General features: G+C 64.2%; 19 protein-coding genes and 1 riboswitch. Of the genes, 7 read left to right on the top strand and 12 right to left on the bottom strand.

Annotation, left to right across the window (positions count from 1 at the left end):
* Positions 1 to 15: 15 nt before the first annotated feature.
* The 5 genes from N181_RS10425 to N181_RS10405 form a co-directional block, all read right to left on the bottom strand.
* A complete protein-coding gene (locus tag N181_RS10425; protein ID WP_037393947.1) occupies positions 16 to 1,254 on the bottom strand; it encodes a multidrug effflux MFS transporter in 1,239 nt (412 codons plus the stop codon).
* Positions 1,251 to 1,724, bottom strand: coding sequence for a MarR family winged helix-turn-helix transcriptional regulator (locus N181_RS10420; protein WP_037393950.1), 474 nt, complete (start codon positions 1,722 to 1,724; stop codon positions 1,251 to 1,253). Before N181_RS10420 ends, N181_RS10425 begins: the two co-directional genes overlap by 4 nt.
* Before the next feature lie 248 nt (positions 1,725 to 1,972).
* Positions 1,973 to 3,799 (bottom strand): ABC-F family ATP-binding cassette domain-containing protein, encoded by a 1,827-nt coding sequence (locus N181_RS10415; RefSeq protein WP_037393984.1) that lies wholly within the window; start codon positions 3,797 to 3,799, stop codon positions 1,973 to 1,975.
* 4 nt (positions 3,800 to 3,803) lie between these two features.
* Positions 3,804 to 4,454, bottom strand: coding sequence for a thiamine diphosphokinase (locus tag N181_RS10410; RefSeq protein WP_037393953.1), 651 nt, complete (start codon positions 4,452 to 4,454; stop codon positions 3,804 to 3,806).
* 83 nt (positions 4,455 to 4,537) lie between these two features.
* On the bottom strand, positions 4,538 to 5,017 hold the full coding sequence (locus tag N181_RS10405) for a GNAT family N-acetyltransferase (protein ID WP_037393956.1): 480 nt from the start codon (positions 5,015 to 5,017) through the stop codon (positions 4,538 to 4,540).
* 167 nt (positions 5,018 to 5,184) lie between these two features.
* Positions 5,185 to 5,299: riboswitch (TPP riboswitch) on the top strand.
* A 49-nt stretch (positions 5,300 to 5,348) separates the two neighbouring features.
* Between N181_RS10405 and thiB the strand changes: the two genes are divergently transcribed.
* From thiB to ampC, 5 genes are all read left to right on the top strand, one after another.
* A complete protein-coding gene (gene thiB, locus N181_RS10400) occupies positions 5,349 to 6,377 on the top strand; it encodes a thiamine ABC transporter substrate binding subunit (protein ID WP_037393959.1) in 1,029 nt (342 codons plus the stop codon).
* Between the two features lie 7 nt (positions 6,378 to 6,384).
* On the top strand, positions 6,385 to 8,007 hold the full coding sequence (gene thiP / locus N181_RS10395) for a thiamine/thiamine pyrophosphate ABC transporter permease ThiP (RefSeq protein ID WP_080577399.1): 1,623 nt from the start codon (positions 6,385 to 6,387) through the stop codon (positions 8,005 to 8,007).
* The gene (gene thiQ / locus N181_RS10390; protein ID WP_037393967.1) at positions 8,004 to 8,726 is read left to right on the top strand and encodes a thiamine ABC transporter ATP-binding protein; all 723 of its coding nucleotides are present in this window, start codon (positions 8,004 to 8,006) and stop codon (positions 8,724 to 8,726) included. The genes thiP and thiQ overlap by 4 nt, the downstream gene beginning before the upstream one ends.
* 334 nt (positions 8,727 to 9,060) lie before the next feature.
* Positions 9,061 to 10,572: a M48 family metalloprotease gene (locus tag N181_RS10385; RefSeq protein WP_014330170.1), complete on the top strand. Its 1,512-nt coding sequence runs from the start codon at positions 9,061 to 9,063 to the stop codon at positions 10,570 to 10,572.
* A gap of 202 nt (positions 10,573 to 10,774) precedes the next feature.
* Positions 10,775 to 11,959, top strand: coding sequence for a class C beta-lactamase (ampC, locus tag N181_RS10380; protein WP_037435860.1), 1,185 nt, complete (start codon positions 10,775 to 10,777; stop codon positions 11,957 to 11,959).
* A 25-nt stretch (positions 11,960 to 11,984) separates the two neighbouring features.
* On the opposite strand, the gene N181_RS10375 is transcribed toward ampC, so the two are convergent.
* The 7 genes from N181_RS10375 to N181_RS10345 form a co-directional block, all read right to left on the bottom strand.
* Complete coding sequence (locus N181_RS10375; protein WP_014330172.1) at positions 11,985 to 12,851, bottom strand: RNA polymerase factor sigma-32; 867 nt, start codon at positions 12,849 to 12,851, stop codon at positions 11,985 to 11,987.
* Between the two features lie 520 nt (positions 12,852 to 13,371).
* Positions 13,372 to 13,941, bottom strand: coding sequence for a CarD family transcriptional regulator (locus N181_RS10370; protein WP_012709746.1), 570 nt, complete (start codon positions 13,939 to 13,941; stop codon positions 13,372 to 13,374).
* Between the two features lie 407 nt (positions 13,942 to 14,348).
* Complete coding sequence (fdxA, locus tag N181_RS10365) at positions 14,349 to 14,687, bottom strand: ferredoxin FdxA (protein WP_012709747.1); 339 nt, start codon at positions 14,685 to 14,687, stop codon at positions 14,349 to 14,351.
* A 416-nt stretch (positions 14,688 to 15,103) separates the two neighbouring features.
* Positions 15,104 to 15,514 (bottom strand): RNA-binding S4 domain-containing protein, encoded by a 411-nt coding sequence (locus N181_RS10360; protein WP_014330173.1) that lies wholly within the window; start codon positions 15,512 to 15,514, stop codon positions 15,104 to 15,106.
* A gap of 7 nt (positions 15,515 to 15,521) precedes the next feature.
* Complete coding sequence (locus N181_RS10355; RefSeq protein WP_060563365.1) at positions 15,522 to 18,530, bottom strand: helicase-related protein; 3,009 nt, start codon at positions 18,528 to 18,530, stop codon at positions 15,522 to 15,524.
* 732 nt (positions 18,531 to 19,262) lie between these two features.
* A complete protein-coding gene (phbB, locus tag N181_RS10350) occupies positions 19,263 to 19,988 on the bottom strand; it encodes a beta-ketoacyl-ACP reductase (protein ID WP_012709750.1) in 726 nt (241 codons plus the stop codon).
* Between the two features lie 111 nt (positions 19,989 to 20,099).
* Positions 20,100 to 21,281: an acetyl-CoA C-acetyltransferase gene (locus N181_RS10345; RefSeq protein ID WP_014330175.1), complete on the bottom strand. Its 1,182-nt coding sequence runs from the start codon at positions 21,279 to 21,281 to the stop codon at positions 20,100 to 20,102.
* On the opposite strand from N181_RS10345, the gene N181_RS33055 reads away from it, so the two are divergent.
* Positions 21,280 to 21,519, top strand: coding sequence for a hypothetical protein (locus N181_RS33055; protein WP_141322205.1), 240 nt, complete (start codon positions 21,280 to 21,282; stop codon positions 21,517 to 21,519). The genes N181_RS10345 and N181_RS33055 overlap by 2 nt on opposite strands.
* Positions 21,506 to 22,084, top strand: coding sequence for a polyhydroxyalkanoate synthesis repressor PhaR (gene phaR, locus N181_RS10340; RefSeq protein WP_014330176.1), 579 nt, complete (start codon positions 21,506 to 21,508; stop codon positions 22,082 to 22,084). Before N181_RS33055 ends, phaR begins: the two co-directional genes overlap by 14 nt.
* Positions 22,085 to 22,163 lie beyond the last annotated feature (79 nt).

The following is a 22,163-nucleotide window of genomic DNA, read 5'->3' as shown; positions in this document are numbered from 1 at the left end:
GGTTTTTTGTTGCGGCTATTCCGCCGCTTCGCGCAGCGGCTCCTCGGCGGAGGCCGGCACCGTCAAGGGGCGCAGGCGAACGGTTCGACGGTACCAGAAATAGCTTGCTATGGAGATCAGGCCGAAGCCCGGGATGATCGTTCCGAGCGCCAGAGCCGGGGCGCCGACGAGCGCGGCCAGCGCGCCGCCGAGGAGGCCGGAGCCCATCTGGATGAAGCCCATCATCGCCGATGCGGTGCCGGCGATATGCGGGAAGGGCGCCATCGCCGCCGTCATCATATAGGGCATGACGAAGGCGATGCCGAAAGCGTAGAGGCCGATCGGGATCATCACCGCGAGAAAGCTCGGCTCAAGGGCATGCATGGTGAAGGCAAGAATGAGACTTGCCATGCCGATGAAAGTGAGTCCGGCGGGTACCAGCGCCTGCGGCGTAAAGCGCCGCATCAGCAGCCGCACGGTCACCGTGCCAGAAAAGAACAGGCCCGACTGCATCAGCATGCCGACGCCGAACTCCGTTGGCGTCAGGCCAACCTCGCTGATCAGCACGAAGGGCAGCATTGTCGCCCAGGCATAGAGGGCGCCGACCGCCCCGGCGATCACCAGCGTTGTCGATACGAAGCGGCTGTCCGTCAGCAGCTCGCGATAGGCAGCGAGGATCGGCCGCAAATGCCCCTTGCTGCGATCCGGCGTCACCGTCTCGGCCATGAAGAACTGCACGGTGAAACAGGCCATAGCCGCGAAGCCGACCATCAGGAAGAAGATCGACTGCCAGCCGAAAAGGCCGAGTGCGAGGCCGCCGAGCGTCGGCGAGACGGCCGGGCCGAGCGCCAGCATCATGCCGATCATGTTCATGATCCGGGCCGCCGTCGTCCCGGTGAACTGGTCGCGGACGATGGCGCGGGCGACGGTCATGCCGACGGAGGCGCCGATCCCCTGCACGAGCCGGCCGGCAAGCAGCACGGCGATCGAGGGCGCAAAAGCCGCCATCAGGCTGCCGGCGAGATAGATCGCCATGAAGATCAGCGTCGCCGGTCGCCGGCCGATCACATCGGAGAGCGTGCCGGAGACGAGCTGGGCGAAGGCGAAGCCGCCGAAATAGAGCGACAGCGTCATCTTGATCGCCGCTTCGCTGGAGGCAAAGGCGCGGACGAGTTCCGGCATCGCCGGCGTATAGAGCGCCATGGAGACGGGGCCGAGCGCCACCAGGAAGGCGCCGATGATGCTCGTGCGCCGTTCGCTCATCCGCAGTGTCATTCTGCTTTCTCCTTGCCGGCGAGACATGGATCGAGGCGGCGAAGATTGTCGCGCAGGATGCGAAGATTGGCGCGCAGCAGCTCCCTGCCCTCGTCGCCCAGGCCTTCCGTATAGGCGTTCATCATGCCGCGTAAGCCGGCCATCAGTTCGGAGAGCAGCGGATCGGCCTTGTCGGTAATCACGACATTCTTGGCGCGTCGGTCGACCGGGTCGGGCAGACGCGCGACGAGCCCGAGCGCCTCGAGGCGATCGAGATAGGCCGAAAGCGTCATCGGCTCGATCCCCATGCGGGTGGCGATCTCCGCCTGCTTGATGCCCTCGGTCATGGCGACCTGCATCAGGGCGCGTGCCTCGCCCGGTGTGATTCCGAGCGCCATCGCATTGACCTTGCGGTCAAAGGCACCGCGCAGGAGGCGCGAGACATCGGTGAGCAGCAATCCGATCGTGTCGGATTCGAGTTTTATGGGCATCGGGGGTTGTTCCAGGAATATAATAAGGTTTCCTTATCATATTTTCCTGGTCCGTTCAATGCTGCCCATCGCGCCATTCCCCTCCCCAACCCCTCCCCACAAGGGGAGGGACTTGCGATGCCGCTCCGGCTCACTCCATTCGAACGGTTCTGCGAGCTCGGATTATTTCCCATGACGGCAGGCGATCGCAACGGGCTCCGAGCCCCTCCCCGTTGTGGGGAGGGGTATTTAACAACCAGTCGTCGGCCTCAGCCCTCGAGCTCCTCGCGCAGCATTTCGAGCTCCAGCCACTCCTCCTCCATGCGGGCCAGTCCCTCTTTCAGCTTTTCGAGCTCCGTAGCGAGTTTGGCGAAAGCATTGGGATCGCGGGCAAAGAGCGCCGGATCGTGCATCTTCTCTTCACGCTTGGCGATCTCGGCCTCGGCCTTGGCGATCTCCTTCGGCAGGTTTTCGAGCGCAAATTTCTGCTTGAAGGAGAGCTTGGCCTTGGCCTTCTGCGGCTCGGCTGCTTCGCCGGGCGCATCGTTCGCCTTGGCCCGCTCGGACTTTTCAGCCTTGCGTCGCTCCTCGATCGCCCCACGGCGCTGCGCCATCATGTCGGAATAGCCGCCCGCATATTCGATCCAGCGGCCATCGGGAGCCTCCGGATTGGCCGGCGCGATGGTCGAGGTCACGGTGCGGTCGAGGAAATCGCGGTCATGGCTGACGAGGATGACCGTTCCGGCAAAGCCGGCGACGATCTCCTGCAGCAGGTCGAGCGTCTCGATGTCGAGATCGTTGGTCGGCTCGTCGAGGATCAGGAGGTTGGTGGAGCGCGCCAGGATGCGGGCAAGGATCAGCCGGGCCCGCTCGCCGCCGGAAAGTTCGCTGATCGGCGTGCGGGCCTGCTCCGGCTGGAAGAGGAATTCCTTCATGTAGCCGGTGACGTGGCGCTGTTCGCCATTGACGAGCAGCGTCTCGCCGCGCCCGTCGGTGAGATAATGTGCGAGCGTCTCGTCGAGGTTCAGATCCTCGCGCTTCTGGTCGAGCGTCGCCATCTCCAGGTTTGTGCCGAGCTTCACCGTCCCCGAATCCGGCTCGAGCTGGCCGGTCAGCAGCTTGAGCAGCGTCGTCTTGCCGGCGCCGTTCGGCCCGACGAGGCCGATCCGGTCGCCGCGATGGACGCGGATAGAGAAGGGCGCGACGATCGTCCGCTCGCCATAGGCCTTAGTGACCTTTTCGGCCTCGATGACCAGCTTGCCGGATTCCCTGGCGTCGGCCACCGTTGCCTGGATCGTCCCCTGCGGACCCTTGTGGCCGCGATAACGCACCCGCATGTCCTGCAGCTCGCCGAGGCGGCGCATGTTGCGCTTGCGCCGCGCCGTGACGCCGTAGCGCAGCCAGTGCTCCTCGCGCTCGATCGCCTTGCCGAGCTTGTGCTGTTCGAGTTCCTCCGCCTCCAGCACCTCGTCGCGCCAGGCCTCGAAATGGGCGAAGCCCCGCTCGAGCCGGCGCGACTGGCCGCGATCGAGCCAGACCGTGGCGGTCGAGACCTTCTCGAGAAAGCGCCGGTCGTGAGAGATCAGCACGAGGGCGGAGCGACTGCGGGTCAGCTCGTCTTCCAGCCATTCGATCGTCGGCAGGTCGAGATGGTTGGTCGGCTCGTCGAGAAGCAGGATATCCGGCTCCGGCGCCATCACGCGGGCGAGTGCGGCGCGCCGCGCCTCGCCGCCGGAAAGCCGCATCGGATCCTCCTCGCCGGTCAGACCCAGATGCTGCAGCAGGTAGGTGACGCGGTAGTGATCGTCGCCGGGGCCGAGGCCTGCCTCGGCATAGGCCTGCACCGTGTCGTACCCGTCGAAATCCGGGGCCTGGTGCAAATAGCGGATGGTCACCGAGGGGTGCCGGAAGATCTCGCCGGACTGCGGCTCGGCAAGGCCCGCGGCGATCTTCATCAGCGTCGACTTGCCCGAGCCGTTGCGGCCGACAAGGCAGATGCGGTCGCCGGGCTCGACCTGCAGATTGGCGCCGGCCAGAAGCGGCGTACCGCCGAAGGTCAGGAAGATGTCGTCAAGCTTCAGGATGGGGGGCGCCAAGGCGTCAGGCTCCGGAAAGATCATAGGGCCGGGCGAGAACCACTGCCCGGCCGGATTTCAGGGAAAGGCGAACCGGACCTTCCGCGACATTGGAAATCGTCCGGGAGGAGCCGAAAGGCAACGCGAAGTCGTCGAGCGGGTAGCGGGCGTTTTCGATCGACAGGCCGGAAAGGTCGGTGAAGCCGAGGATCGAGAACAGACTGCCCTTCGGCAGGTCGATCTCATGGGCGCCCGGCATCAGCGCATAGGCTTCCTCCTCGCCGGAGGTCATGAACGCGGCATGCCCCTCTTCCGCGAGCGCCGCGAGCCGCAGGAGATGCAGGAAGGCATGGTCGCTGCGGGTCCCGCCGAGCGCACCGGCGAAGATCAACGCGGTCGCGCCGCGTGCAAGCGCCGCCTCGACGGCAAGCTCGCCATCGGTGGCGTTCTTGGCGGCCGGATAATTTTCCCGCGGGACGTGGGCGAACGCCGCCAGCAGCGCTTCGTCGGTCGAGTCGAAATCGCCGACCCAGAGATCGGGCACGACGCCCAACGTCTTCGCATGCCGCATGCCGCCGTCGGCCGCGATGAACCGGCTGCCGGTAAGCTGCGCCGCCAGCCGCTCCGTGAGGGTGAGCGCGCCGCCGAGAAGAATGGTGTAGGTCGATCCCGTCATGGCAGAAGCCCATAGCGCAAAGCGGCTCGCAAGGAAAAGGGCAGAACGCCTTTTCTGCCCTTTTGGCCAAGGCGACGCCTGGATCAGCTTGCAGTTTCGTCCGGCGACAACATGTCCGCATAGATACCGGGCGTCGAATCCGGGATCTCCACCGCCCCGACGGCCCGCGCATAGAATTCAGCCGGGCCGACGCCGCCGATGATCGCATAGGCATAGCCGGCGGCGCGCATGGCGAACAGGCTTTCGAAAAGCAGAGCCTCGCCGATGCCGCGGCCGCGCATCACTTCGTCGACACCCGTCGGGCCGAAGAAGCCAAGCGCCGTCACGTCGTGGCAGGCAAAGCCGGCAAGTTCTCCCTTGCATAGCGCGATATGGATCCGCGTCGGCGTCGAGGAAAAGGCCGCTTCCGCTTCGCCGGCCCAGAGGGCGCCGAACCTTTCCTCGATCCAGGCGACGACGGTCCTGCGTTCGGCCGCCAGGGCGCGCCGGATGGTAACGTCGGGGCCAGGTCGGGAGGCGCGGCCTTCGGGCAGGGCATAGAGACGAACGAGCATGTCCGGCATGAAATGACCTCGCTTGGCGAACAAAAAGCCGCTGTCGTGGTTTGATCTGGGAAGCCCCGGCAACCGTTCCGGCTCTTCGGAAACTCTTGATAGCGCAGGCGGCGCCGCGGGCCAATGCATTGGCCGAAACTCCGCTTGCCTTGGCTGCCGCCGGAAGCTAAATCTTGGCTGCTCTAACGGGGTGCCTGAGGCCGCTTGCGGTCCGACGGCTGAGAGGCTTCGAGCCAACCCGCGGAACCTGATCCGGATCGTACCGGCGGAGGGATTAGAAGCGATCGGACCGATACGCGCTTTTCCCATGCAACAGCAACAACAGGGAGAGGTGCCCATCATGTCCAATTCACGCCATCGCAAGATCCTTAGCCGGCTCGCCATCGCAACGCTGGCTGCGTCCGCATTTTCGGCGAACGCCGTCGCCGCCGACAAGACGCTGACGATCTACACCTATGAGAGCTTCATCACCGAATGGGGTCCGGGCGCCAAGGTCGCCGAAGCCTTCGAGAAGACCTGCGACTGCAAGGTCAACTATGTCGGCGTTGCCGACGGCGTCGAGCTGCTGACACGCCTGAAGCTCGAAGGCGAGGGGTCGAAAGCCGACATCGTCCTCGGCCTCGATACCAACCTCGTCGCGGAAGCCAAGGCCACCGGTTATTTTGCCCCGCATGGCGTTGATGCCAAGGACGTGAAGGTCCCCGGCGACTTTTCCGACGACACCTTCCTTCCCTATGACTATGGCCATTTCGCCGTGATCTACGACACCGAAACCCTGAAGAACCCGCCGAAGAGCCTCAAGGAGCTGGTCGAGGGCGATCCTGCGCAGAAGATCGTCATCGAGGACCCGCGCACCTCGACGCCCGGCCTTGGGCTGCTTCTCTGGGTGAAATCGGTCTATGGCGACAAGGCCGGCGAGGCCTGGGCCAAGCTCAAGGAGCGCGTGCTGACGGTAACCCCCGGCTGGTCGGAAGCCTATGGCCTGTTCACCAAGGGCGAGGCGCCGATGGTGCTCTCCTATACCACCTCGCCCGCCTATCATATGGTGGCGGAAGGAACCGACCGTTACCAGGCGGCGCCCTTTGCCGAAGGCCACTACATCCAGATCGAAGTGGCGGGCCTGACGAAGAACGCCAAGGAGCCAGAACTCGCCCGCACGTTCCTCGCCTTCATGACCGGCCCGGAATTCCAGTCGATCATCCCCACCACCAACTGGATGATGCCGGTCGGCGCCACCAAGGAGCCGCTGCCCGACGCCTTCGGCAAGCTCGTCAATCCGGAAAAGACCTTCCTCATGCCGTCCGACGAGGTTGCCGCCAACCGCAAGGCCTGGATCGACGAATGGCTGGCGGCGATGAGCAAGAACTGAGGCAAGCTTGTTCGCGTCTCGCGAAAACAGGATGACGATCGCCGCCGCGGCTGCCTGCCTCGGCGGCATCCTGCTTTTCGTCGGCCTGGCAGCCGCCGCGCTGCTCGCCCAGTCCGGCGAGGGCGGCGCCAACGGCCTGTTCGACGACTATATCTGGCGCGTCACCCGCTTCACGCTGCTGCAGGCAAGCCTCTCGACAGTCCTGTCGATCCTCTTCTCCATACCCGTGTCACGCGCGCTGGCGCGCCAGGCATCCTTCCCCGGCCGGATCTGGATGTTGCGGCTGATGGCCCTGCCGCTCGGCCTGCCGGCTCTTGTCGCCGCGCTCGGCCTGATCGAGGTCTGGGGTCGCCAAGGCCTTTTGAACAAGGGGCTCGCCGCCTTGGGCCTGCAGCAGCCGATCAGTATCTACGGTCTGTTCGGCATCCTGGTTGCCCATGTCTTCTTCAACATGCCTCTTGCGGCGCGGTTGATGCTTGCCGGCCTCGAGCGCATTCCGCCGGAATATTGGCGCAGCTCCGCCAATCTCGGCATGGGCTCGCTGGCGATCTTCCGCTTCGTCGAATGGCCGGCGATCAGGGGGCTGCTGCCGGGCATTGCCGGCCTCGTCTTCATGCTCTGTGCCACCAGTTTCACGCTGGTGCTGACGCTTGGCGGCGGCCCGGCGGCGAGCACGATCGAGGTGGCGATCTACCAGGCGCTGCGCTTCGATTTCGACCCGCCCAGGGCAATCGCCCTTTCCAGCCTCCAGGTCGTGCTGACCGGCACGCTGCTTCTCGCGCTCAAATATCTCGCCCCGCCCCCGGAGGAAGGCGCGACGAGCGGCAGAGCGACCCGACGTTTCGATGGCCTCAGCAGCGTGTCGCGCCTTGTGGATGGCGCTTGGCTTGTCCTTGCACTCCTCTTCGTCGGCCTGCCCTTCGCCGCCATCGCCGTGTCCGGAATGCAGGCGGATCTCGCCCGCCTCGTCGGCGAACCGGCGGTCCATCGGGCGCTCGCCTCCAGCATCGCCATTGCCCTCCCCTCCGCGATCATCTCGGTTGCCATGGCCGCGCTGATGATCCGTACGCAACGCCTGCTGCTCGCCCGGCGGCGGCGCGGAATGCCGGACCGCCTGTTCGCCGGCGCGATCGGCGCCAGCACCTCCTTCATCCTGCTCGCCCCGCCGGTCGTGCTCGGCGCCGGCTGGTTCCTGCTGTTGCGGCCCTTCGGCGACGTCGCCCGCTTCGCCCCATTCGTCGTCATCGCCATCAATGCTCTGATGGCTCTGCCTTTCGTCCACCGCGTCCTTGCCCCGGCCATGGCAACCCATGCAGCGCGCACCGGGCGCCTCGCCGCCAGTCTCGGCGTCGGCGGCTTCCATCGCTTGCGATGGATCGATTGGCCGGGGCTGCGCAAACCGCTGTTGATGGCGTTCTCCTTCGCGCTGGCGCTGTCGCTCGGCGATCTCGGCGCCGTCGCCCTCTTCGGCTCGCAGGATCTCGCGACCCTGCCCTGGCTGCTCTATAGCCGGATGGGCAGCTATCGCACCGCGGATGCGGCCGGGCTTGCCCTGCTGCTGGGGCTCATCTGCCTCGTCCTGACCATGCTCGGCACCGCGGGAGAGAAAGCGGAAGGACGACGCGCATGAGTTCAGTCGCCCTGTCGCTCAAGGACGTCAAGGTGCGCTTCGAAACCAACGCGCTGACGTTCGATTGCGCCGTTCCGGCCGGCCAGATCGTCGCCGTCATTGGCCCCTCCGGCTCGGGAAAATCGACGCTTTTCAACGTCATCGCCGGTTTCGAGACACCCGAGGCGGGCAAAGTGGAGGTCCTCGGCGAAGACATGGCCGGGCGCATGCCGGCCGATCGGCCGGTGTCCGTCATTTTCCAGGAAAACAACCTCTTCGCCCATCTCGATGTCGCGACCAATGTCGGCCTCGGAATCAGCCCGTCACTCAGCCTCGCCCCGTCCGATCGGGAAAGGATCGAGGAAGCGCTGGCGCGGGTCGGGCTCGCCGGTTTTGGCAAGCGCTTGCCGCCGAGGCTTTCCGGCGGCGAGCGCCAGCGGGTGGCGCTTGCCCGCACCCTCGTGCGGCACCGTCCGCTGTTGCTGCTCGACGAGCCCTTCGCTGCCCTCGATCCGGGCATGCGCGCCGAGATGCGCGCGCTGCTCAGCGACCTCCACGCCGAGGAAGGCAACACCATCCTGCTGATCACGCATCATCCCGATGACGTGAGGCGTCTCGCCGACAGCGTGCTTTTCCTCGATCAGGGGCGTATCGTCGCCCATGACGCCCTGGATCGCTTTCTTGCGCGGCGCGATCTTGATGCGGTCAACCGGTTTCTCGGCAACGAGGAGATCAGGTGAGACAATGAGCGTCCTTCGAGCCGGTGGTGGCAATCGATCGGGGCAGGCCGGCAGTATTTTTGGACAATGGGCGGTTCGCCACAATTTGACCGCCCCGCTGTGCGACGCGCGGAACGTCCGGCCGGATGGGCGCGTTACTCGCGCATCCGTTGCTGTGTTACCACGGGGCAACTATTTCTACTGGGATCAGCTAGGCAGGCGGCGCTTAAATCGATACAGCATGGTTATGGCTGAAAAACCTGCGCCGGAGCCCTTATGCGGCTGAAAAAGTAGGATTTTTCGACGCTGGCGACTGTTTGCGCAGGGCGCATCGGCGGATGGAACGGGCTGAGGAATGGCAAGGCAGACAGTCACGAAAGGCTGGTTTCCGACGCGGCGGGGCGGCATCGCGGCGCGCGCTGTGGTTGCGCTGTCTTCGTTGAGCCTTCTTTCCGCCTGCCAGTCGATCATCGAGCAGACCTACGAGCCCGCCGTCTCCCCCTCGTCCAATCCGCAGATCGTCGAGGAGGTGCAGAAGAACGATCCGCGCGCCCAGCTCGGCGCGCGCGAGCATCCGCGCATCGTCGCGAGCTACGGCGGCGAATACAAGGACGCCAGGACGGAACGGCTCGTCGCCCGCATCACCGGCGCGCTGACGGCGGTCTCGGAGAATCCGCAGCAGTCCTACCGCATCACCATCCTCAATTCCCCGGCGATCAACGCCTTTGCGCTGCCGGGCGGCTACCTCTACGTCACGCGCGGCCTGCTGGCGCTGGCCAACGACGCCTCGGAAGTGGCCGCCGTGCTTTCGCACGAAATGGCCCATGTGACCGCCAATCACGGCATCCAGCGCCAGCAGCGCGAGGAGGCCGAGGTGATCGCCAGCCGCGTCGTCTCCGAGGTGCTGTCCTCCAACCTTGCCGGCAAGCAGGCGCTCGCCCGCGGCAAGCTGCGGCTGGCCGCCTTTTCGCGCAACCAGGAACTGCAGGCCGACGTGATCGGCGTCCGCATGCTCGGCGAAGCCGGCTACGATCCCTATGCCGCCGCACGCTTCCTCGATTCCATGGCTGCCTATAGCCGTTTCAGCGCCGTCGACCCCGAAGCAGACCAGAGCCTCGACTTCCTTTCGAGCCACCCCAACGCGCCGCAGCGCGTCGAACTCGCCCGCCGCCATGCCCGCGCCTTCGGCCCCGAAGGAACGAGCGGCGACCGCGGCCGCGATTATTATCTCGCCGGCATCGACGGGCTGCTCTATGGCGACAGCCCGGAAGAAGGCTATGTCCGCGGCCAGACCTTCCTGCACGGCCAGCTCGGCATACGCTTCGACGTGCCCCAGGGCTTCCAGATCGACAACAAGGCGGAAGCCGTGCTCGCCACGGGGCCGGGCGAAGTCGCCATCCGCTTCGACGGCGTCGCCGACAATGGGCGCCGCAATCTAACCGACTACATCGCCAGCGGCTGGGTGACCGGTCTGCAGCCGGACACAATTCGGCCGGTTGCCGTCAACGGCCTGGAAGCCGCGACGGCGCGGGCCTCAGCCGATCGTTGGGATTTCGACGTCACCGTCATCCGCATGGGCGACCGCATCTACCGGTTCCTGACCGCCGTTCCCAAGGGGTCGACGGCGCTCGAAGCGACGGCGAGCCAGCTGCGCAGTTCCTTCCGTCGCATGTCGCCGACCGAGGTCCAGGCCTTGAAGCCGCTGCGCATCCGTGTGGTCACGGTACGGTCGGGCGACACGAGCGCCACTCTGGCGGCACGCATGATGGGAACGGACCGGAAGCTCGACCTCTTCCGGCTCATCAACGCGATGCAGGTCACCTCCACCGTCAGGCCGGGTGACAAGGTGAAGATCATCTCCGAATAGGTGATCCGCCTCCATCGGATCGGCCGGCGCTCTTCCTCGTCCTCCATGCAACGCGTCTCACCGGCCGTCTTGCTGCAGCGCCGTGCGTCTTTTTCAGAGGGACAAAATCTCGCACTTCGAATTGCCGCATGTTTTTCCTTATATCGGCTTCGATTCGAAGAAAGATGCTGTAGACACGGTTACGCGAGGGGATGATCCAGTCATGAGAAATATTCGCCTTCAAACGCTTGGAGCTCTCGCAGCCGCCTCTCTGTTCTGCGGCGCCTCGAGCCAGGCCATCGCCAGCGATAGCCCAGAACATATCGAACGCGTCGTTGACGAGGCGATCCGCCCGCTCATGAAGCAGTACGACGTCCCCGGCATGGCTGTCGCAGTCGCGGTTGAGGGGCGACGATACGTCTTCAACTATGGCGTCGCCTCGAAGGAAAGCGGACAGAAGGTCGGCGATGAGACGCTTTTCGAGATCGGCTCGATCAGCAAGACCTTCACGGCGACCCTCGCGTCCTATGCGCAAGCGCGTGGGGACTTGTCTCTCTCCGATATGGCCAGCCAGCATATGCCGGCGCTCGCCGGCACCAGCTTCGACGGGATCAGTCTCCTCGATCTCGCCACCTATACGGCAGGCGGCCTGCCTTTGCAGTTTCCGGCTTCCGTCACCGACCAGAACGAGATGATCGCCTATTTCAAGGGCTGGCGGCCGAGCTACGCCCCGGGCACCCATCGGCTCTATTCGAACCCCAGCATCGGACTGTTCGGCTACCTCGCCGCCAAGCGCATGGCGGAGCCGTTCGACGATCTGATGGAGAAGACGCTCTTCCCGGGACTTGGCCTGGCGCGGACCCATATCAGCGTTCCCGAGCAACGCATGGGCGACTACGCCCACGGATACTCGAAAGCCGGCAAACCGGTCCGCGTAAACCCCGGCGTGCTCGATTCGGAGGCCTATGGCGTGAAGACGACTGCCGCCGATCTGATCCGTTTTGTCGAGGCAAACATAGACGGCGTGGCGCTGGACGACACGCTCCAGCGCGCCATCGCCGCAACGCACACCGGTTACTTCAAGGTCGGCGATATGACGCAGGGCCTCGGATGGGAGATGTATCCCTATCCGGTCGATCTCAAGCAATTGCTGGGGGGAAATTCGCCCGAGGTCAGCTTCAAGCCGAACAGGGTGACAAGACTTGATCCGCCACTGCCGCCGCGGGACGATGCGCTGATCAACAAGACCGGTTCGACGAACGGGTTCGGCGCCTATGCCGCCTTTGTTCCAGCCGAGCACATTGGCATCGTCATCCTCGCCAACAGGAACTATCCCATCCCGGCCCGGGTGAAGGCCGCCTACCAGATCCTGACCGAGCTCCAACGCGCAGCGGCGAGCGCCCCGTAACGCGTCGGAAATGGGAGCGGTCGATTCAATGCATGGCGGCAGTCAATGCCGGCGCCTTTGATGCCAGCGCCGTCCGCAGCTTCTCGAGCGCCCGCGTTTCGATCTGCCGAACCCGCTCCTTCGAGATACCGAGCGCCAGGCCGAGCTCCTCGAGGGTGGCGCCGTCCTCCGACAGGCGGCGCGCCCGTATGATCTTCATCTCCCGCTCCGTGAGCTGCGTCAGGGCCACCTGCAGCCAGCGGCGGGCCCGCTCTCCGTCGATCATGTCGCTCACCTGCTCGTCGGGAAGCGGCGCATCGCTGGGGAGAAAATCGAGCCGCGCACCGCCGTCGGAATCGCCATGGCCGACCGGCGCCTGCAAGGACGCATCGTTGCCGGAAAGGCGGGCATCCATGGTCTGCACATCGGCGAGACTGACGCCGAGGGCGGCGGCAATTTCCTCATGCATCGCCAGCGATGTAAGTTGCCGATCGCCCTGGGCGAGGCGCGCCCGCAACCGGCGCAAATTGAAGAACAGCGCCTTTTGCGCCGAACTGGTGCCGCCCCGCACGATCGACCAGTTGCGCAGCACGAAGTCCTGCATCGATGCACGGATCCACCAGGTCGCGTAGGTCGAAAAGCGGACCTCGCGGCTCGGCTCGAAGCGCGCCGCCGCTTCCAGCAGCCCGATATGCCCCTCCTGGACGAGATCGCCCATCGGCAGGCCGAAACTGCGGAACTTGGCCGCCATCGCGATCACCAACCGCATATGCGACATGGCGATCTTGTTGCGGGCTTCCTGGTCGTGGTTGTTCCGCCAGGCCTCGGCCAGCGCATGCTCCTCGTCGCGCTCGAGATAGGGGGCATCCATCGCGATCTTGATCAAACGCCTGTCTGCTGTGAGGGTCTTCATCGATCTGCTCCCTGGCTGGCGCTGAACGCCACAATGTTGATCTTGAAGAGCCGAGCGCGTGTCGCAGCGATCGGTTGGAGGGCGGCCGGCACTGCTTGACGAACGCATGCAGTGCCCTAAATCGAAGAATACGAACCTGAGACGGTGAGGACTCACAGCACCAAGATCGCGCGGGAAAACAGGCGCAAGCCTGCCCCCGTGAACGAGAAACGTGCGCGGGGTCGAAAAGTTCCCTTCGGTGATGACGATTTTAGATTGCAGGCCGCGTGCGATGCCACCGGCGCGGTCCTGATCCGGCGGCGGCGAAACGCGTCTACTGCATGTGTCCTAAATCCTAGTCGATTTAGGGACAAAACATGCAGCTATTCAAAGCGCTACAGCGACCTTCGTGCGTCTGAAAAAGACGCACGGCGCTGGCGTGCGCCGCCAAGAAAAAAAGGCCCGGCGTCAAGACCGGGCCTTCTTCAAATGGTGAATGTGCGGACGTTGCCTCGCGTCGCGAGCGCGCCGCCAGCCGACGTTAGGCGGCTTCGTCCTGCGTATCGTCTTCTTCGATGGCCTTGCCGCGCTTCGGCCCCTTGTTCAGATTGGCTTCGACGAGGCGCACGGCTTCCGTTTCCGACATCTTGTTCACGGCAGCGATTTCGCGCGCCATGCGGTCGAGAGCGGCTTCATAGAGCTGGCGCTCGGAATAGGACTGTTCCGGCTGATTTTCAGCGCGATAGAGGTCGCGCACCACTTCCGCGATGGAAATGAGATCGCCGGAGTTGATCTTGGCATCATATTCCTGGGCGCGACGCGACCACATGGTCCGCTTCACGCGTGCCTTGCCCTGCACAACCTTCAATGCGCGATCGACGAAATCGGTTTCGGACAGCTTGCGCATGCCGATGCTGACGGCCTTGGCCACCGGCACTTTGAGACGCATCTTGTCCTTGTCGAAATCGATGACAAAAAGCTCGAGCTTCATGCCGGCGACTTCCTGCTCCTCAATCGCCACGATCTGACCAACGCCATGAGCCGGATAAACGATCGATTCACCGGTCTTGAAGCCTTGGCGCGTTGAAGATTTTTTCTGCTGGGTCGTCATTCGTTTCAAACACTCCCTAGTGCGCACCGGCCTCAATCGGCCGGGCCGGGTCGTGAGGCCCGGATAGACGGGGATACCGCCGGGTGGGGTCAATCCTGCTCCGTCCAACGAAATGCAAATGGCGTCCTGCGTCGCAGTCACGAGCAACGGAACGTTGCCTATTTTGAAAGTGCCGCGCCGTGGAAATCGATTTGCTTTCGTGCTGGTTTTCGGGCGCGCAAAGGCACCCTCTGTGGATCAGTGTATGAAACGTAACACAAAAAAGAGCGGAAATCAATAATTTGCTGCATGGCAACGATCAAGCCACCATGCTCGCACCTGCGAGGCACTGGCGGGATTTCCCCAGATTTCCCGCCTGACGCTTTTTCTGACTTGCGTCAGCCGCGGCGAACCGAGCGACCGAGGCTTCAGTCGCCCTGTCCAGGCTTCTCGGAGAAATACTGCTCGTACTTCCCTTCGACTCCATCCATCTCCTTGGCCTCCGGCAGTGGGTCCCGCTTGACGGTGATATTCGGCCACTGGGTCGCAAAATCAGCGTTCAACTTCAACCACATATCGAGACCCGGCTCGGTATCCGGCTTGATCGCCCCGGCAGGACATTCCGGTTCGCACACGCCGCAATCGATGCACTCATCCGGATGGATGACGAGGAAATTCTCGCCTTCGTAGAAGCAATCCACCGGGCAGACTTCCACACAGTCCGTGTACTTGCAGCGAATGCAATTGTCGGTCACGACATACGTCATGAGGTACTCCAGCCAAGCTCACGTTTGACGGCAGACGGCAAATCACGGTGATGCTCGATCGTCCGCGCATGCTAGGAATGCCCGGCGCGCATAGCTGCCCGAAGCAAACCACGACTGCCACCTTCTGCATGGTTCCTTGGATAGGCACCGCTTTAAGGAAAAACCCATGCAGCAGTTAAATTGTTGCAGCGACCTTCGTGCGCCTGAACAGGCACACTGCGCCGCAACGTGGCTTGTGACGTAAAGGCTTTGGGCGGCCTTTGCAAGAATAATCCACGCGCGATTTGTCGCGAAAAGGGCAGAGTTTTCCAGCATCGCCACGGGATCGGATCGAAGCATCCAAAATTGCCGGACACCCCGTTTCCAACACCCACGACGGCTCGCAATGAGCACGCCGATCGCACTTGAACAAGGCCCTAGTCGTTATCTTCGAAGCCAGGCCTGAGGCGCTCGGTCTCGCGCCGCTCCCGCTTCGTCGGCCGTCCCGCGCCGCGCTCGCGGGTTGCCTGTTCGAAAGGCGTGCGACGCTCGGCGGGTGCTTCCGGCGTCAGGTCCTCGTAAAGCAGCCGTGCCTCTTCATAGGGGCCGCGCCGGGCTCCGGGCAGCAAGACCCGCACAACGAGGTCGCGGCGCTCGAGCGAAAGCTCCAGCGTGTCGCCCGCCTTGACCGGCGTGGACGACTGCGTCGCCCGGGCTCCGTTGACCGCCACATGGCCCGCCTCGATCGCCTTCTGGGCGAGCGAACGTGACTTGATCAGTCGGGCGAAGAACAGCCACTTGTCGAGCCGCTGGCGTGCCGCGGGCGAGGACGGTGGCTGTTTCTCCATGGTCCGCCTACTTCTTCAGTTGCTCCTTGAGCGCGGCGAGCTTCGCGAAGGGCGAATCCGGATCGATCGGCTTCTCCTTGCGCGGCGGGCGATTGTCGAACTTGACGGCCCGATCGTGGCGCTCGTGACGGTCCTGACGCTCCTTGCGCTGACCGCCCGGCTTGCCATCCTGAGGCTTGGCGCGCCCCGGGGCGCCGCCCCCCTTGCGGCCGCCCTCCCTGGCTTCCCCCTGGCCGTGCCGCTGTCCGCCGCGGCGCTGGTCGCCCTGCTGATGGCGTCCGCCGCGCTGGTTGTCCTGGCGGGTGCCGGGACGCCACAGGAGCACGGGCTTCGGCTCGGCTGGCTCTTCGGGCTGCGCCGCTGCGGGAGCCTCCTCGCCACTCGCCTCAGCCGGCGCGGCTTCCGTCGAAGCAGCCTCTGCCGGGTCGGCTTCTGCCGAAGCCGTTTCCACCGGTGCCGCATCCGCATCGGAAGGCTCCGCCGCGTCATCCGCATCCGCCTCGACGTGCTCGGCAGGCGCTTCCGGCGCTGCACTCGCCTCGGCCGGCGTGCCGTCCTGCTTCGCAAGGAAGGCCGCCGCTTCCTCCGCGGTCACGCTGTCGGCGCGATAGCCGAGGCCCTTCAGGATCTCCTCCATGTCGTCCGGCGTCGCGCCGAGGATCGACAGCATCGACGTCGTCGCCGTGAAGCGACGGCCGTCATAGGCACCCTCGGGTCGCTGGGTCGTGCCGGGCTTCCATTGGAGGAGCGGGCGGATCAGGTCCGCGAGCCGTTCCAGGATGTCGATCCGCACCGCCCTCTTGCCGAGATAGCGGAATCCGGCGAGCTTGTAGAAGGTCCGCTCGAAGGACGGGTCGGTGACGACCGAGGTCCGGCCGGCGGCAAGCATCGGGATGAGTTCGCCGTAGCCGGGCTTGTCCAGGCCGTCGTTCTTCAGCGCCCAGAGAAGCGTAATCAGTTCCGCCGGCGCCGGCTTCAAGAGGGCCGGGAGGAAGATGTGGTAGGCGCCGAAACGAACGCCATACTTGCGGATCGACGCGCGGCTTTCCTGGTCGAGCGACTTCACCTCGTCGGCGACGTCGCGACGGAAGAGCACGCCGAGATTCTCGACGAGCTGGAAGGCCAGTCCCTTGGCCAGGCCCTCGAGATCCTCGGCGCGCGAAATATCGTCGAGCGGTTTCAGCACCGTGCTGATGTGATGGTTCACGTAGCGCTCGATCCGCGCGACGACATGGTCGCGGGCATTGGCCGTGAGCTGTTCGTCGGCCAGCAGGATGACGCGGGGGCGCATGACATGATCACTCGCCGCAAGCCGCGCCACGGGATCGCCGAGCCAGCGCACGAGACCGTCCGACGAAAGCGCCAGGTCGTTGTTGCCGGCCGCATGCAGACGGGCGGCGCGCGCCTCGAATTCCAGCGCAAGCGCCTTCTGGGCGGCACCCTGAACGGCCTTCGCGTCCGTTCCCTCGCTGCCGGCGACAAGCGTGAACCGGAAACCGGTTAGCTGACCCACGTGGTGCCCTTCGACGAAGACATCACCATTCACACTGATTTCTGCTTCCAGCATCGCATTCTCTCTCAGGCGCTTCATGAGCACAGATGTCCTGCGGTCAACGAAGCGTTTCGTCAACCTTTCATGTAACGCGTCGGACAATCGATCTTCGATTTCCCGCGTCTTTTCTTGCCAGTGTGTCGGATCGGCAAGCCATCCGGGCCGGTTGGACACATAGGTCCAGGTCCTGATCTGCGCAATTCGCGCCGAAAGTGTGTCAATCTCGCCATCCGTATGATCGGCGCGGCGGACCTGCTCGGCCATGAAGTCCTCGTTGACCGTACCCTGGCGAACGAGATCGGCATAGATGCTCGCAATCAGGTCGGCGTGCTGCGCCGGCGTGATGCGACGGTAGTCGGGCAGCGCGCAGGCTTCCCAGAGCTTCTCGACGCGTTCCGAAGTCGTGGCCACGTCCACGACCTCCGGATAGCGCGCCAGATGCTCCAGCGCCTGCTGGTCGACGGCCGGAAGGGCGCGCGTCAGGCCGGACACCGCAGGTGCCGCCTCGAGGCTGTGCTTCAGCGCCTTCAGCGAGGAATAGTCGAAAGCCTTGGAGCGCCATTGCAGCACCCGGACCGGATCGAACTCATGCGACTCGATCCGGTGCACGAGCTCGTCCTCGAAGGGATCGACGCGACCGGTGACGCCGAACGTGCCGTCGCGGATATGCCGGCCGGCACGTCCGGCGACCTGGGCAAGCTCAGCCGGATTGAGATTGCGGTACTGGTAGCCGTCGAACTTGCGGTCCTGGGCGAAGGCGACGTGATCGACGTCGAGATTGAGTCCCATGCCGATCGCGTCGGTCGCCACCAGATAGTCGACGTCGCCTTCCTGATAGAGCGCCACCTGGGCATTGCGGGTGCGCGGCGAAAGCGCCCCGAGCACGACCGCGGCACCGCCGCGTTGCCGCCGGATGAGCTCGGCGATGGCATAGACCTCGTCGGCCGAGAAGGCGACGATCGCCGAGCGATGCGGCAGCCGGGTGATCTTCTTCGAGCCCGCATAGAGAAGCTGCGACATGCGCGGCCGTTCGACCGCGGTGATACCGGGCAAGAGGTGCTCGAGGATCGGACGCATGGTCGCGGCGCCGAGCAGCAGCGTCTCTCCCCTGCCGCGCAGATGCAAGAGCCTGTCGGTGAAGATATGGCCGCGCTCGAGATCACCTGCGAGCTGCACCTCGTCGATCGCGACGAAGGAAGCCGTCGTCTCGCGCGGCATCGCCTCCACCGTGCAGACCGAGTAGCGGGCGCGGTGCGGCGTGATCTTCTCCTCGCCGGTGATCAGCGCGACATTGTGGTGCCCGACCTTCTCGACGAGACGCGTATAGACCTCGCGAGCAAGCAATCTCAGCGGCAGCCCGATGACGCCGCTGTCATGCGCGACCATGCGCTCGATGGCATAATGCGTCTTGCCGGTATTGGTGGGTCCGAGCACCGCGGTCACCCCGCGGCCGCTCAGGATCATGGATTGAAAGGACACGTCATCGATCCCGGGCAGTCTTTACAGCGCCGCGCGTTTTTCAGGCGCACAAAGGTCGCTGCAGCACTTTGATTGCTGCATGCTTTTATCCTGAAATCGGCTCCGATTTAAGGAAACATGCAGTAGGAGCCGGAGCGCTGACGCACCTCGGCGCGGAACAGATGCCCATGCGGAGGCCCGAACGCAAGAGGGCGCGAGCAATTAAAGAGATCAGGGCTGCCACCGGCCATATCTTGGGGCTCACTTCACCTCCAGACTTTGCCTTCTGGAACAGCGGTGGAACGAATCGGAGACGAATCGCTGACTCGCGTCGATTCACTGTATGTTCACGACTATATATAGCTTTCAACCACTGGACTCGCACCAGATGCTGAATCTTCCGTCGCCCCATGCCCCGCGCCATGAATGAGGGCGCGCATGGCGGCCGCCGACGACGGAATCAGCGCAAAGGATTCCGAATCCAAGAGTCTGGAATGGCTGGAAAATTTTGACCAAGATTCGTTTTTCGGCACTCCGATTCCGGGAATACGAATCGCCATTTCCCGGGCGCGGATGAATCGAGGCGACTCCGGTCGGACTCGCGGAGCGCGTGATCTCTGCTTCTGCCTGCTACAACATATAGTGGTCACGTGCTTGGTTGATGCAGGGAATCCGACAGCGCAAAATGAAAAGCGGCGCCCCGAAGAGCGCCGCGCAGCGACCGAACGATCGAGAATGTCAGGCGAAATACTGCCCGCCATTGGCCGAGATCGTCGACCCGGTGATGAAGCCGGACTCGTCCGAGGCCAGGAACACGACGCAGCGGGCGATTTCCTCCGGCTCGCCGAGGCGGCCGACGGGGATCTGCGGGATGATCCTTTCGTTCAGGACCTTTTCTGGCACCGCCCGCACCATCTCCGTGCCGATATAGCCGGGGCATATCGCATTGACGGTGACGCCCTTGGCCGCGCCTTCCTGCGCCAGCGCCTTGGTGAAGCCGAGATCGCCGGCCTTGGCGGCGGAATAGTTGGCCTGGCCCATCTGGCCCTTCTGGCCGTTGATCGACGAGATGTTGATGACGCGGCCGAAGCCGCGGTCGCGCATGCCCGACCAGACCGGATGCGTCATGTTGAAGAGGCCGGTGAGGTTGGTGTTGATGACCTCGCCCCACTGTTCCGGCGTCATCTTGTGGAACATCGCGTCGCGGGTGATGCCGGCATTGTTGACGAGAATGTCGACCGGCCCGAGATCCGCCTCGACCTTGGCGATGCCGTCGACGCAGGCCTGATAGCTGGAGACATCCCATTTGTAGACCGGGATGCCGGTTTCCTGCTTGAAGGCCTGGGCCTTCTCGTCATTGCCGGCATAGTTCGCGGCCACCTTGTAGCCAGCCGCCTTCAGCGCCACCGAAATCGCAGCGCCGATACCGCGGGACCCACCCGTAACCAATGCTACCCTGCTCATGTTCGCCTCCCATTTGGGTTAAATCTGTCAAAACTGTCCTTCCGCGGCCCGGAATCCCGGGCCACGCGCGCTCGATCGATAGGGCGGAAGCCCTTGCATGCCGCTGACCGGTTACAGGCGCTCGACGCACATGGCGACGCCCATGCCGCCGCCGATGCACAGCGTTGCAAGGCCCTTGGAGACGCCGCGCCGCTTCATCTCGAAAAGCAGCGTGTTGAGGACGCGGGCGCCGGAAGCGCCGATCGGATGGCCGATGGCGATCGCGCCGCCGTTGACGTTGACGATCGACGGATCCCAGCCGAGATCCTTGTTGACCGCGCAGGCCTGCGCCGCGAAGGCCTCGTTGGCCTCGACGAGTTCGACGTCGCCGATCGACCAGCCGGCCTTCTCGAGCGCCTTGCGGGAAGCGGGAATCGGCCCGGTGCCCATGATCTGCGGGTCGACGCCGGCCGTCGCCCAGGAGACGATGCGGGCGAGCGGCTGGATGCCGCGCCGGGCGGCCTCGGCCTCGGTCATCAACAGCGTCGCGGCGCCGCCGTCATTGAGCCCGGAGGCATTGCCGGCCGTCACCGTGCCCTCCTTGTCGAAGGCCGGCCTGAGCTTGGCGAGCGAATCGAGCGTGGCGCCGTGACGAATATATTCGTCCTGGTCGACGGTGACGTCGCCCTTGCGGGTCTTGACGATGAACGGGACGATCTCGTCGGCGAAGCGGCCGGCCTTCTGCGCCGCTTCCGCCTTGTTCTGCGAGCGGAGCGCGAACTCGTCCTGCTCCTCGCGGGTCAGCTGCCACTTGCGCGCGACGTTCTCGGCGGTGGTGCCCATGTGGTAGCCGTAGAAGGCGTCGGTCAGGCCGTCCTTGATCATCGTGTCGATCATCTTGTAGTCGCCCATCTTCACGCCGCCGCGCAGATGCGCGCAATGCGGCGCCATCGACATCGACTCCATGCCGCCGGCGACGATGATGTTCGCATCGCCGGTGGCGATCTGCTGCATGCCGAGGGCGACGGCGCGCAAGCCCGAGCCGCAGAGCTGGTTCATGCCCCAGGCGGTCTTTTCCTGCGGGACGCCGGCCTTGATCGCCGCCTGGCGGGCCGGGTTCTGCCCTTCGCCGGCCGGCAGCACCTGGCCGAGGATCACCTCGTCGACCTCTGCCGCATCGACACCGGCCCGTTCGAGGACCGCCTTGATGACCGTTGCACCCAGTTCATGAGCGGCTGTGTTGCCGAAGGCGCCGTTGAAGGACCCGACGGCGGTACGAGCGGCGCTGGCGATCACGATGGAGGGATTGCTCATGGGACGTTTCCTCTTGTTTCCTTTGCCTGGAGAAGCAGACTGGCAAAGCCAAGAGCGCAAGTCAAACGCCTTTGATGCCCTGCAACAAAAGCTTCACGGGGCGCCGTTCATCACGTTTTGCACCTGCGTCGCCGCAACGCACAAAGAGATTGTCAGCGGTGCTCTTTTGCGGATACTCTTAAAAAACACAATAAAGACGGGACGATGGGTAAGAGGAGACCCTGATGGCGAAGCATGAAGGCCAGATCGTTATCAAAAAATACGCAAATCGGCGGCTCTACAATACCGGCACGAGCACCTATGTGACCCTCGACGATCTGGCCGTGATGGTGAAGAGGGGCGAGGACTTCATCGTGCAGGATGCCAAGTCGGGCGAAGACATCACCCATTCCGTGCTGACGCAGATCATCTTCGAACAGGAATCAAAGACCGGCAACACGCTCCTGCCGATTTCCTTCCTGCGCCAGCTGATCTCCTTCTACGGCGACCAGATGCAGATGGTCGTGCCGAGCTACCTCGAACATTCGATGCAGGCCTTCACCGAGCAGCAGGTGCAGATGCGCGAACAGATCAACAAGGCCTTCGGCGACACGCCGCTCGGCAAGAACCTGCAGGTACCGTTGCAACTGGTCGAGGAGCAGGTCAAGCGCAACACCGAGCTGTTCCATCAGGCCATGCAGATGTTCTCGCCCTTCATGGCCGCTCCTCCGGCCAAGGAGACCAAGAAGGCCGAAGCGAAGGACATCGACGAGCTCAAGGAGCAGCTACGCGCGCTCCAGACTAAGCTCGACAATCTCGGCTAGCAAAATTCCCCTCCCCAACCCCTCCCCACAAGGGCAGGGCTGTCCGGGGAAAGTTCAGCCATAGACGAAAGCCATCTGG

Source organism: Sinorhizobium fredii USDA 205 (assembly GCF_001461695.1).
Classification (GTDB): Bacteria; Pseudomonadota; Alphaproteobacteria; order Rhizobiales; family Rhizobiaceae; genus Sinorhizobium; species Sinorhizobium fredii.
Note: the sequence above shows the minus strand (reverse complement) of the source record. Positions and strands in the feature narration are given on the sequence as shown.

Excerpts from the sequence above, each read along its gene's own strand:
- N181_RS10425 (WP_037393947.1), bottom strand. The coding sequence starts at position 1,254 with ATGACACTGCGGATGAGCGAACGGCGCACGAGCATCATCGGCGCCTTC.
- N181_RS10420 (WP_037393950.1), bottom strand. The coding sequence starts at position 1,724 with ATGCCCATAAAACTCGAATCCGACACGATCGGATTGCTGCTCACCGAT.
- N181_RS10410 (WP_037393953.1), bottom strand. The coding sequence starts at position 4,454 with ATGACGGGATCGACCTACACCATTCTTCTCGGCGGCGCGCTCACCCTC.
- N181_RS10405 (WP_037393956.1), bottom strand. The coding sequence starts at position 5,017 with ATGCCGGACATGCTCGTTCGTCTCTATGCCCTGCCCGAAGGCCGCGCC.
- thiB (WP_037393959.1), top strand. The coding sequence starts at position 5,349 with ATGTCCAATTCACGCCATCGCAAGATCCTTAGCCGGCTCGCCATCGCA.
- thiQ (WP_037393967.1), top strand. The coding sequence starts at position 8,004 with ATGAGTTCAGTCGCCCTGTCGCTCAAGGACGTCAAGGTGCGCTTCGAA.
- N181_RS10385 (WP_014330170.1), top strand. The coding sequence starts at position 9,061 with ATGGCAAGGCAGACAGTCACGAAAGGCTGGTTTCCGACGCGGCGGGGC.
- ampC (WP_037435860.1), top strand. The coding sequence starts at position 10,775 with ATGAGAAATATTCGCCTTCAAACGCTTGGAGCTCTCGCAGCCGCCTCT.
- N181_RS10375 (WP_014330172.1), bottom strand. The coding sequence starts at position 12,851 with ATGAAGACCCTCACAGCAGACAGGCGTTTGATCAAGATCGCGATGGAT.
- N181_RS10370 (WP_012709746.1), bottom strand. The coding sequence starts at position 13,941 with ATGACGACCCAGCAGAAAAAATCTTCAACGCGCCAAGGCTTCAAGACC.
- fdxA (WP_012709747.1), bottom strand. The coding sequence starts at position 14,687 with ATGACGTATGTCGTGACCGACAATTGCATTCGCTGCAAGTACACGGAC.
- N181_RS10360 (WP_014330173.1), bottom strand. The coding sequence starts at position 15,514 with ATGGAGAAACAGCCACCGTCCTCGCCCGCGGCACGCCAGCGGCTCGAC.
- N181_RS10355 (WP_060563365.1), bottom strand. The coding sequence starts at position 18,530 with ATGATCCTGAGCGGCCGCGGGGTGACCGCGGTGCTCGGACCCACCAAT.
- phbB (WP_012709750.1), bottom strand. The coding sequence starts at position 19,988 with ATGAGCAGGGTAGCATTGGTTACGGGTGGGTCCCGCGGTATCGGCGCT.
- N181_RS33055 (WP_141322205.1), top strand. The coding sequence starts at position 21,280 with ATGGGACGTTTCCTCTTGTTTCCTTTGCCTGGAGAAGCAGACTGGCAA.
- N181_RS10345 (WP_014330175.1), bottom strand. The coding sequence starts at position 21,281 with ATGAGCAATCCCTCCATCGTGATCGCCAGCGCCGCTCGTACCGCCGTC.
- phaR (WP_014330176.1), top strand. The coding sequence starts at position 21,506 with ATGGCGAAGCATGAAGGCCAGATCGTTATCAAAAAATACGCAAATCGG.